Annotated in this window: 10 protein-coding genes; 3 read left to right on the top strand and 7 right to left on the bottom strand. The window is 60.2% G+C overall.

Translation table 11 applies throughout. The features are described 5' to 3' along the window. Window positions 1–60: 60 nt before the first annotated feature. The 7 genes from HGP16_RS02205 to HGP16_RS02175 all read right to left on the bottom strand — a co-directional run bounded on the left by HGP16_RS02205 (window position 61) and on the right by HGP16_RS02175 (window position 8,977). Window positions 61–963 carry a branched-chain amino acid ABC transporter permease gene (locus HGP16_RS02205; protein WP_168838376.1) on the bottom strand — a complete coding sequence of 301 codons (903 nt, stop codon included), beginning with the start codon at window positions 961–963 and terminating at the stop codon, window positions 61–63. A 309-nt stretch (window positions 964–1,272) separates the two neighbouring features. Continuing rightward, a complete protein-coding gene (locus HGP16_RS02200) occupies window positions 1,273–3,699 on the bottom strand; it encodes an FAD-dependent oxidoreductase (RefSeq protein WP_168838375.1) in 2,427 nt (808 codons plus the stop codon). Window positions 3,700–3,772: 73 nt separating this feature from the next. Next, window positions 3,773–3,910, bottom strand: a complete 138-nt coding sequence (locus HGP16_RS02195; protein ID WP_168838374.1) for a hypothetical protein — start codon at window positions 3,908–3,910, stop codon at window positions 3,773–3,775. An 8-nt stretch (window positions 3,911–3,918) separates the two neighbouring features. Beyond that, window positions 3,919–4,473, bottom strand: coding sequence for a sarcosine oxidase subunit gamma (locus HGP16_RS02190; protein ID WP_168838373.1), 555 nt, complete (start codon window positions 4,471–4,473; stop codon window positions 3,919–3,921). A 7-nt stretch (window positions 4,474–4,480) separates the two neighbouring features. Further along, entirely contained in the window at window positions 4,481–7,438 is a 2,958-nt protein-coding gene (locus HGP16_RS02185; protein ID WP_168838372.1) for a sarcosine oxidase subunit alpha family protein, read from the bottom strand. Continuing rightward, window positions 7,435–7,713 (bottom strand): sarcosine oxidase subunit delta, encoded by a 279-nt coding sequence (locus tag HGP16_RS02180; protein ID WP_168838371.1) that lies wholly within the window; start codon window positions 7,711–7,713, stop codon window positions 7,435–7,437. Before HGP16_RS02180 ends, HGP16_RS02185 begins: the two co-directional genes overlap by 4 nt. Before the next feature lie 13 nt (window positions 7,714–7,726). After that, the gene (locus tag HGP16_RS02175; protein ID WP_168838370.1) at window positions 7,727–8,977 is read right to left on the bottom strand and encodes a sarcosine oxidase subunit beta family protein; all 1,251 of its coding nucleotides are present in this window, start codon (window positions 8,975–8,977) and stop codon (window positions 7,727–7,729) included. A gap of 328 nt (window positions 8,978–9,305) precedes the next feature. Between HGP16_RS02175 and cysQ the strand changes: the two genes are divergently transcribed. From cysQ to HGP16_RS02160, 3 genes are all read left to right on the top strand, one after another. After that, on the top strand, window positions 9,306–10,100 hold the full coding sequence (gene cysQ, locus HGP16_RS02170; protein WP_168838369.1) for a 3'(2'),5'-bisphosphate nucleotidase CysQ: 795 nt from the start codon (window positions 9,306–9,308) through the stop codon (window positions 10,098–10,100). 301 nt (window positions 10,101–10,401) lie between these two features. Next, window positions 10,402–10,677, top strand: coding sequence for a DUF1153 domain-containing protein (locus HGP16_RS02165; RefSeq protein WP_004107124.1), 276 nt, complete (start codon window positions 10,402–10,404; stop codon window positions 10,675–10,677). Window positions 10,678–10,911: 234 nt separating this feature from the next. After that, a complete protein-coding gene (locus HGP16_RS02160) occupies window positions 10,912–11,193 on the top strand; it encodes a GNAT family N-acetyltransferase (RefSeq protein ID WP_168838368.1) in 282 nt (93 codons plus the stop codon). Window positions 11,194–11,438: the final 245 nt, after the last annotated feature.

Genomic DNA, 11,438 nt, shown 5'->3' with positions numbered 1-11,438 from the left:
CCTTTTTGGACAAGGCCGGGAGGGGTCTTGCCTGCAACGAAATTTGAATTTGCCATGACGTTATACCTTTTCGACTTCCGGCCGTCCGAGAATACCCGTCGGCTTGAAGATCAGCACGTAGGCCAGGATGCCATATGTTGCGACATCCTTATACGCGATGGCGAAATTGCCCGACCAGAACGACTCGATCAGGCCGATCATCAGCCCACCAAGGACCGCCCCCGGCAGCGAACCGATGCCGCCGAGAACCGCTGCGGTGAAGGCCTTGACGCCCGGCACGAAACCGTCCGAAAAGTTGGCGACACCATAATACATCAGATACATCGTTCCGGCGACGGCAGCCAATGCCGCACCCATGATGAAGGTGACGGAGATAGTGCGATCGACATTGATGCCGAGCAATGCCGCCATCTTGCGATCCTGCTCGGTGGCGCGCTGAGCGCGGCCGAGCGCCGTCTTGTTGACCAGATACCAGAAGGCCGCGAGCAGGACGACAGTGATGACGAAAACCATAATCTGCTTCAGCGACAGCGATACGGCCCCGAAATTGTAGACATCGCCTACCAGCGTCGGAATCGGCTTGTTACGCGGGCCTTGAGCGACCTGGATGAAGTTCGACAGCACAATCGACATGCCGATCGCGGTAATCAACGGCGCAAGGCGGAACGAACCGCGCAGCGGCCGGTAGGCGACACGCTCGATCACCCAGTTCCAAAGGCTCGTCATCAACATGGCGACGATGAGCATCACCAGAAGCAAGACCGCAACCGGCAAGCCGGCGACGAGCGATACGAGAACCAGATAGGTGATAAGAGCGGCAAAGCCACCGAGCATGAAGACATCGCCATGGGCAAAATTGATCATGCCGACGATGCCGTAAACCATTGTATAGCCAATGGCGATCAGGCCATAGATCGACCCGAGAGTCAGCCCGTTCAAGAGCTGCTGGATAAAATAATCCATATGTCATTTCCCCTGGATGCGGCGTCAGTCCACCGCATCTCTTATTACTTTTTTAGGTTCCTTCGCGAAGGCCCGCGGCCCCGATTCCATACCGCTTTCGAGGGAAATGTGAAGCCAAAAAGGCAAGAAATTGACAAATTCTTTTCAAATCGCTGTGCGCTGATGCGAATCCGACCAAAAATGACACAAAAGCGGCAGCTTCTGGCTCAAAAATAGCCAAAGCGATCAAGTTGGGAATGTCCGCTGAAAAGCTTTTATCAGCGGCAGACCCGAGATTGGGCCTGCCGTCCTTACTCTCGATAATGACTGCTAGGCGCGCATGCGGGCGCCGTCGGCGTCGAACAGCGGTTCAGCCTGCAACTTTGCCGGCAGAAGCTCGCCGAGCAATTCGATCGACCACCCCTGGGTCTCGTCGGCGATTTCCTTCGGCACATAGCCGACGGCAACCGAAAGGCCGGAGCCGTGGGCGTAGCCGCCCGACGTTACCCAGCCGCAGACGGCGCCGTTATGATAGATCGGCTCGTCGCCGATGACATCGGCATCCCTGGCGGTAAGGATGAAGGTGCGCAGCCGCAGCGTCCCGCCTTCCGCCTTCTCCTTGGCTGCAGCCGCCTTGCCGACGAAATCAGCCTCCTTGGACAGCGCTACGAAGCGGTTCAGTCCTGCTTCCAGCGGTCCGTAAAGCGGGCGATATTCGCGCGCCCAACTGCCGTAGGATTTGTCGAGACGCAGCGCATTCAATGCTCTCAGGCCAAAGAGTCGGATGCCGAATTCGGCCCCCTCCTCCATCAGGCGATCGAAGATATAGCGCTGATATTCCGGCTTCATCCAGATTTCATAGCCGAGATCGCCCGTATAGGAGACCCGGCCGACGATCGCCGGCGCCATGCCGAGATCCATGCGGCGGATCGACATGAAGGGGAAGGCAGCAGTCGACAGATCCTGATGGGTCAGCTTCTGCATGAGCTTGCGGGCGTTCGGACCGGCGATTGAAAGGCCGAGCAGCGAAAGACCGAGGGCCTGCAGTTCGACCGAGCCATCCTTCGGCAGCAGGCTTTCGAACCAGCGCATGTGATAGGATTCGGCAATACCCGAGCCGATAAGAAGAAAATCCCCTTCTCCCAGCTTCGCCAGCGTGAAATCGCCGATGAGCTTGCCGTCATGCTTCAGCATTGGCGCCAGCGTCATGCGGCCCACGGCCGGAATACGGCAGGCCAGCAGCCTATCGAGGAAAGCTTCCGCGCCTGGCCCCTTGACCAAATACTTGGCAAAACCCGAAGTCTCCATCAGGCCGACGCTCTCGCGCACCGCCTTGGCTTCGGCACCGACAACATCGAAATCGTTGGAGCGGCGCCAGGAGAATTGGTCGACCTCACCCTGCGGGGCGAACCACAGAGCCTGCTCCAGGCCATAATAAGCGCCGAAGACGCCGCCTGCTTGCTTCAGTCTGTCGTAGATTGGCGTCGTCAGCAGCGGACGCGCCGCCGGCAGCTCTTCATTCGGATAGCGAATCGAAAAGCGGCGGGCATAGTTCTCGCGCACCTTGGCATTCGTATAGGCGAGCGTCGCGTAGTCGCCGTAGCGGGAGACGTCCATCGCAAAGACGTCGAAACCCGGATCGCCGTAGATCATCCAGTTGGCGAGCGCGAGCCCCACGCCGCCGCCCTGGCTGAAGCCGGCCATGACGGCGCAGGCCGACCAGTAATTGCGCAAGCCTCTGACCGGTCCGACGAGCGGGTTGCCATCCGGCGAGAAGGTGAAGGGGCCGTTGATGATCTTTTTGATGCCGGCATTGTTGAAGGCCGGGAAATGGCGGAAGCCGACCTCCAGTTCCGGCGTGATGCGCTCGATATCCTCGGCCAGCAGCTCGTGGCCGAAATCCCATGGCGTCGTTACCGGCGACCATGGGCGACATGCCTTCTCGTAGGTGCCCATCAGCATGCCTTGCCGCTCCTGACGCAGATAGATCTCGCCATCGAAGTCGACGCAGTGCATCAGCTCCCTGCCCGTCGTCTTGTTGAAGTCGATCACCTCGGGCATGTCCTCGGTGATCAGGTACATATGCTCCATGGCGAGTACCGGAAGCTCCAGCCCGACCATACGGCCGACTTCGCGCGCCCAAAGACCGGCGGCATTGACGACGTGCTCGGCGATGATCTCGCCCTGGTTGGTAATGACGCGCCAGGAACCGTCCTCGCGCTGCACCAGTTCTTCCACTTTGGTGTGCAGATAGATGTCGGCGCCGTTCTTCTTCGCCGAACGGGCATAGGCATGGGTGGTGCCATAGGGGTCAAGATGGCCTTCGACGGGGTCATAGAGCGCGCCGACGAACTGATCGGGATCGAGGAGCGGCATCATTTCATGCGCTTCCTTCGGCGTCAGCAACGTCGCCTCCAAGCCGTTGTAGCGGCCCTTGGCGAGAATGGACTTCAGCCAGTCGAAGCGCTGCGGGGTGGCCGCCAGCATCAGGCCGGAGGTCAGGTGGAGGCCGATGTCCTGACCTGAATATTCCTCGATTTCCTTGTAGAGTTCGACCGTATATTTCTGCAGCTTGGCGACATTCGGATCGCCGTTGATCGTATGCATGCCGCCCGCAGCATGCCAGGTCGATCCGGATGTCAACTCGGAGCGCTCGAGCAGCACCACATCCGTCCAACCGAATTTGGTGAGATGATAGAGCACCGAACATCCGACGACACCGCCACCGATGACGACGACCTTGGCATGGCTTTTCATCTGGGAATCCCCTGTTTTCGGCACGAAGCCGCCGGGTGTCTTCCCGCGCGACCGACCGCATTTGAGAGGAAACCTAGAGACTATCCGGTAGGCCAAATAGCCCGAACTGCGAAGCCGATATGTCTGTTTGCGCCATGGCGATTGTTCGGATCGCGCCATTGGCGATCGGCGGCACCGGCCAGCCAGTGAGGCACTCGATCTTCGCCGTCACGGGGCTTTTCAATCGGCAAACCCAGCTGTCAGCGCAAACTCCCGCCCCATCTCCATGACCTCTTCGAACACGTGGCCGGCATAGGAGCGCGGCACGATGATTTCGAAACGGTCGGGACCGGTGCGGGCGACATTGGCGGCGACATGGCAGCACAGCATGCTGGCAGACCGCCCCTCTGCAAAGACCTGCGGATGCAGATCGACGGCCACGCATTTGGCGAGAATACGGCGAACATTGGGGCCGGAAATGCGAAGCAGCACGCGGCCATCGCTCTGCTCGAAAAAGGAAAGCCGGGCCGGATCGAGCGCGAAGAGATCCCGCGCCACGCTATCGGCGCCAAGCGTGCCGGACACGACAAGCCATTCCCTCGGTCCGACATCGCGGACGGATACCACCTTGATCGCCTTCAGGCTCGCCAGAACGCCATCCTGATCCCCGGCCCTGCCGAGCACGGAAAAGATAGCGGGACGGCGCACGACGGCAAGGTGATTCGGATTGGCGGCAGCCTCGAAGCCGGAAATATGATCTTCCAGCACATGCCTGTTCTGAAACGCGACGCTCATAGATCCCTCACCCCAAAAGCTTCTTGTTATCAGGATCGACGAAGACGGGGCTGCAAACCTCGGCAGGCACTTCCTCGCCCCGCAACCCATCCCAGACGACCACGTGCTCGCCGATCCGCTCACGGCCCGATTTCAGGAAGGCCAGCGCGATGGAGTGACCCAGCACCGGTGAGAAGCAGGCCGAGGAGACATGCCCCTGGTCGTTTACGGTCGACGGCCTCGCGCCTTCCTTCAAAAGATGCGCGCCGGCATGGATTTCCTTCGTCGTATCGAGAGGCTTCAGGCCAACGAGCTGCCCACGATCAGCGGCCGTAAGACCAAAGCGGGTCGATAGCCTCTTGCCGATGAAATCCGGCTTCTGCGCCGCCATCATCCGGCCGAGCCCGACGTCGTCGGGCGTGGTGCGGCCATCCAGCTCATTATGGGTGACATCGCCTTTCTCGATGCGCAGCACGTTGAGCGCTTCGACGCCATAGGCGCAGATGCCGTGCACCTTGCCGGCTTCCATGATCGCGTCCGCCACCGCCTCGCCGTAGCCGGCGGGAACAGCAAGTTCATAGGCAAGCTCGCCCGAAAAGGAGATGCGGAACAAACGCGCCCGCAAGCCGCCCTTCAGCAGAACTTCGGCGGCAGCGAGGAACGGGAAGAACGCGTCAGAAATATCATCCTCGACGATCTGCTCAAGAACCAGCCGCGCCTTCGGGCCGGCAATCGCCATCTGCGCCCATTGATCGGAAGAGGAGACAAAGCGAACGTCAAGCTGCGGCCAAAGCGTCTGCGCTGCGAATTCCATATGGGTCATCACCTCGCCGGCCATCGCCGTCGTGGTCGTCATGAAAAAATGATCCGGAGTCAGCCGGCTCGTCGTGCCGTCATCGAAGACCATGCCGTCCTCGCGCAGCATCAAGCCATAGCGCGCCTTGCCGATCGGCAGTTTCAGGAAGGCATTGGAATAGAGCCGGTTGAGAAACTCCGCCGCATCCTTGCCGAAGATCTCGATCTTGCCGAGCGTCGACACATCGCACAGGCCGACATTGTTGCGGACGTTCAGGACTTCGCGGTCGACGCTGTCGTGCCAGCCCTTCTCACCCGGCCGGGCAAACCACGACGAGCGATACCAGAGACCTGCTTCGACGAAGGTCGCGCCATTCTTCTTCGCCCAGCCATGCAGCGGCGATTCCCTGACCGGCTGCGCGTGTTTGTCGCGTGCCGTGCCCGCCAGCGCACCGAAGGAGACCGGCGTGTAAAACGGCCTGAATGTCGTCGTTCCGACAGCGGCGGGGCTGACGCCGCGCATGCCGGCGATCATGCCGGCGGCATTCACATTGCCGAGCTTGCCCTGGTCCGTCGCCATGCCGCTGGTCGTATAGCGCTTGGCATGCTCCACATGGCCGAAGCCTTCGCGCAGCGCGAGACCCAGATCCTTGGCATGGACATCGTTCTGGAAGTCGACGAATGCCTTGTCCTTTGCACCCGGCACATGCCAGATCGCCGCGAAGGATGGATCATACTCCCCCTCGACTTCGGGCAGGTCAGCCGCATGAGCCGTGCGGCCCAGGCTTTCGACGACCCGCCGCGCCTTTTCCGTCCCATCGGCAAGGCAGCCGGAAACGCTCTCGATGCCGGCAGCAGAACCGGCAATCTCCAGTTCGCCGCCAATGAGCGGCGCCATGAAGGCCTGCTTTTCGTCCGACCATACCGGCTTTGCGCCGCGCTGGCAGGCAAGGTGGATGATCGGCGACCAGCCGCCCGACATGGCAAGCGCGTCGCAGGCAATCAGCTCATCCAGCCCGCCGCGATCGGCGATGACGCCGCCGATGCGATACTTGCCCTTGGTCGCGTGGACGCTGGCCGCATGAACCACGCGAACACCCTGCGGAGCAATGTCGGCCGATGCGGCTCGCGTATCGAGGATTGCCGAAATCTCGACGCCCGCGGCGGCCAGATCGGCGGCGGTGCGGTAGCCGGAACCGCCATTGGTGAAAACCGCCACCTTCTGCCCGGCAACGACGCCATAGCGGTTGAGGTAGCTGCGCATGGCGCCGGCCATCATCACGCCCGGACGATCGTTGCCACCGAACACCAGCGGCCGCTCCTCGGCGCCCGATGCAAGAATGGCGCGCTTGGCGGCGATGCGCCAGAGACGTTCGACCGGCAGGTCGGGCGATGGCATCGCCACATGCTTCTGCACTTTCTCGACCGCGCCGAAGACATTGCCGTCATACCAGCCGAATACGGTCGTGCGCGGCATCAACGTCACGTTGTCGAAACTCTGCAGCTCCTCCAACACCGCCTGGACGAAAACATCCGAGGAAGCGCCGCCGATCGTCAGCCGTTCCGAAAGCAGCGAGCCGCCGAACCGGAATCCTTCGTCTGCGAGGACAACGCGCAGGCCGGCGCGGGCAGCCGTCAGAGCAGCCATCAGGCCCGCAGGACCAGAGCCGATAACGAGCAGGTCGCAATGCGCCCAGGCTTTCTCATAACGATCCGGATCGGTCTGCATGACCGCCTTGCCGAGGCCGGCGGCGCGCCGGATGATCGGCTCGTAGACCTTCTCCCAGAAGGCGGCCGGCCACATGAAGGTCTTGTAGTAGAAGCCGGCACCGAGGAAGGGGGACAGCAAGCCGTTGATCGAGCCGAAATCGTACTTCAGCGATGGCCAGCGGTTCTGGCTCGTAGCCGTCATGCCTTGATAGAGCTCGGCAACGGTTGCGCGCGTATTCGGCTCGGTGCGACCATCCTTGCCTGTCGTAACAAGCGCGTTGGGCTCGGCCGAGCCCGCCGTCAGGATCCCGCGCGGCCGGTGATACTTGAAGCTGCGCCCGACGAGCAGCTGGTCATTGGCAAGAAGAGCGGCGGCGAGCGTATCGCCCTCCAGCCCCTTCATGTCCTTGCCGTCGAATTTGAAGGAAAGCGGACGGCTGCGATTGACGAGGCCGCCGGTAGACAGACGATAGGCGGTCATCGCGCCGCCTCCTTCGCCTTGTCTTCGGCATCGATAACGGAAAAGACCTCATGGGTGACATTGCTGCGGTCGACGACCAGCCAGCGGCGACACCCCGCGCCATGATGCCAATATTCCTGAATTCGGCCGCGCTCATTGTCGCGGATGAAGACATAGCGGTTCCAGTCCTCATCCGATGCGGTCGGCGCCGGACGAATGACGGAAGCAGTACCGCGAATGGAGAATTCTTCCTTGGGTCGCACGCCGCAATGCGGGCAGTTGATCAAGCTTGCCATTGGTTTCGTGCCCTCAATGCAGGTTCGGCTGCGGACCCTTGCCGCTCTCGTCGATCGCGAAGCCGCGCTCGAAGCGGTCAAGGCGCAGAAGACGGCTGACATCATGGCTTTCGCCCCTGGCGATCAGGTGCGCGAAGCAGAAGCCCGAGGCCGGCGTCGCTTTGAAGCCGCCATAGTTCCAGCCGCAATTCAGATAGAGATTTTCGATGGGCGTGCGATCGATGATCGGCGAGCCGTCCATGCTCATATCCATGACACCGCCCCAGGTGCGCAGCACGCGCACGCGCGACAGGCCGGGAATGAGCGACACGCCCTCCTCCATCGTATGTTCGACGGTGGCAAGGTTGCCGCGCTGCGCATAGGAGCTGTAGTAGTCGATATCCGCGCCGAAGACCAAGCCGCCCTTGTCGGACTGCGAGATATAGAAGTGTCCAGCGCCATAGGTGATGACGTTATCGATGACGGGCTTCAGTCCTTCGGAAACGAAGGCCTGCAGGACATGCGTTTCGATCGGTAGCTCCAGATCGGCCATGTTGCCCAGGATCGACGTATGGCCGGCGGCGGCGAGCGCCAGCCTGCTGCAGCCTATGAAGCCGCGATTGGTCTCAACGCCGGTGACAACGCCGTTCTCGCGGCGGATGCCGATCACCTCGCATTGCTGGATGAGATCGACGCCGCGGTTATCGGCGCCGCGCGCATAGCCCCAGGCGACCGCATCGTGTCGCGCCGTGCCGCCGCGCCGCTGCAGGAGACCGCCGAGGATCGGAAAGCGCGCATGGTCGAAATTCAGGTAAGGCATCATTCGCCGAACCTGCTCGCGATTGAGCAGTTCCGCATCGACGCCGTGCATGCGCATGGCATTGCCGCGCCGGGCATAAGCATCGCGCTGGCCGTCGGAATGGAACAGGTTGACGACGCCGCGCTGGGAGACCATAGCATTATAGTTGAAATCCTGCTCCAGCCCTTCCCAGAGCTTCATCGAGAACTCGTAGAAGGGCTCGTTGCCGGGCAGCAGATAGTTGGAGCGGATGATCGTGGTGTTACGGCCGACATTGCCAGAGCCGATGTAGCTTTTTTCCAGCACCGCGACATTGGTAATGCCGAATTCCTTGGCGAGGTAATAGGCCGTTGCCAGCCCGTGACCGCCACCGCCGACGATGATCACGTCATAATGTGGTTTCGGCTCCGGCGTCCGCCACACCGGCCGCCAATGGCGATTGCCCGAAAACGCCTGTTTTAGAAGCTGATAAGCCGAATAACGCATGCATTCATCCCGATCACGATCCGGCCGCACATTCGCACATGCAATAAAAACGACAAGTCCCGAAAGGACGAAAAAGCTTCGCAAACAGAACACATTCTTTCCCGATTGCGCAGGAGCGGCTGGGATTTATTTTCAGGCGAACACACTGCGGGCATGCCGAAAACGTCGGCGGCACTGAGAGTCTGACAAGTTTTGTTGCTAAACCTTCAGCCAGAGGTTAAGGCGAAAGAAACCGAGGCATCGGAAGTCTAAATTCTGTAAGCGCGACTTCTTATCTATAATGTCCAGAGACTTGAGGCGCACACGGCGCGGAAAGACGAACAGGCAGATGCTTGCAACATTCGAAAAGGCGGCGCTCGAGGCGGGACAGGCCATATTGGAGGTCTATCGCGCCGGCTATGCGGTTGCCTTAAAGCAGGACATGAGCCCGGTCACCCTCGCTGACGAGAAGGCCGAACGCATTATTCTCAGGCATCTCGAACGCGATTTCCCGCATATCCCGGCCATTGCCGAGGAGCAGGTCTCCGCCGGCCAGATCCCGGACGTTCGCGGCCGCGCCTTCTTTCTCGTCGATCCACTCGACGGCACCCGCGAATTCATCGAGCATCGCGACGAATTCACCGTCAACATCGCCTATGTCGAGAACGGCATTCCCGTGACCGGCATCGTCTACGCACCGGCACTCGGAATAGCTTTTACCGGCGAACCCGGCAGGGCGCGCAAGCTGATCGTCGACGAGCACTTTGCCGTCTCCGACCGTTTGACCATCGCCGTGCGTGAGCGCCCGGCCAAACTGACCGCGCTTGCAAGCCGCTGCAACAGCAACGCGAGGACCGAGGACTTTCTGACCGACAATGCAGTTTCCGCCTGCACGTCGATCGGTTCTTCCCTGAAATTCTGCCTCCTCGCCGAAGGCAAAGCCGATGTCTATCCCCGTTTCGGCCGTACCATGGAATGGGATACGGCCGCCGGCGACGCGGTCCTGCGCGCCGCCGGCGGCACGACCGTAACGGTTGCAGGCAGCCTTCTGACCTATGGCAAGACCGATCAGAATGAGGATGCCGATTTCGCCAATCCGCATTTCATCTGCTGGGGCGGACAGAAGCACGGCGTGTCGGCGTAAGTCTATTTTCGCAAGTAAAAAGCAATTCTTGCGCCTGCCCTGACCCTCAGGGCAGCAGGCCAAACTTCGCAATTTCGGTTCTGGAGCGTAAGTTTTTACTGACGAAAAATCATAGGACGAAAGCGATTTCCCCTGAAATAACAGAGTCTTTCTGGCATTTCACCCAGGCAGCACACACGCAAATCAGCCGCCCGCCACATTGATTAAAATTATTAGCAAAGTCTTACTAGGGGCTTAGGCAATTTTTAAATGTGGCAAGATAGAGTGCCTCTCGTGGTCTTGAGTGTGTGTAGAGAGTCCAATGACCGAAATGATACGTCCCCGAGTGAAGTATGTCATCGGCCCCGATGGCAGCCCGCTGACGATAGCAGACCTTCCGCCGCCGAATACGCGCCGCTGGGTCATTCGTCGTAAGGCAGAGGTTGTCGCCGCCGTGCGTGGTGGTCTGCTCAGCTTGGAAGAAGCCTGCGAACGTTATACGTTGACCGTCGAAGAGTTCCTCTCCTGGCAGTCGTCCATCAATACCCATGGCCTCGCCGGCCTTCGGACGACCCGGATACAGCAGTATCGCCACTGACAGCAGCGACAGCACCACCTTAATTTGCTTTTGTGTTCGGGCCTCTTTTCCAAGAAAGAGGCCCGAATTATTTGACGCGGCTGACGTCGAAGCGAACTGGTTATTGATTGCCGGGCAAGCGAACCGCTTGAAAACATTCGGCGACAGACTGATTTCTCCTAGATCATTCGGGAGTTGGCAGCGCGACGGGTGCATGCAATCTTCGCCGTCTACAACGCGATAAGGGAGAAAATCATGGATATCCGCAACGAAAACAATGCCTCCGGCGGCCGGTATGTCGCGACCGTCGAAGGCCACGAGGCGGAAATGACGTTTTCCCGCACCTCTCCCAAGCTGATCATCATCGATCATACCGGCGTGCCGGATGCCCTGCGCGGCAAGGGTGTCGGCCAGGCGCTGGCGCTTCACGCCGTCGAGGAAGCCCGGCGCGGCGGCTGGAAGATCATCCCGCTCTGCCCCTTCTTCAAGGCGCAGGCACAACGCCACGACGACTGGCGCGACGTCGTCAATCTCTAAGACACTTTCAGGAAAAGCGCGCGGCTGTTTTCCGTCCGGAATGCGTTGGGAAACAAGAGGATAGAGCGTTTTCGCGATTCAAAGAAAAGCGGAAATGCTCTAAGGACGCGTCAATACCAACCGTGCATATGCTTGCGGTAATCATTCAAGCGGAATTAATCCGTCCGGATAGACGGATTAATTTACAGAATGCAAAAGCTGCGCATGGCCGGCCCTGTCACGGCCAGTCATGCGCAGCTTTCAAA

It is taken from the genome of Rhizobium sp. P40RR-XXII (genome assembly GCF_012641405.1).
Taxonomy (GTDB): Bacteria; Pseudomonadota; Alphaproteobacteria; order Rhizobiales; family Rhizobiaceae; genus Rhizobium.
The sequence above is the reverse complement of the archived record's forward strand: the minus strand, read 5'-3'. Positions and strand labels throughout refer to the sequence as shown.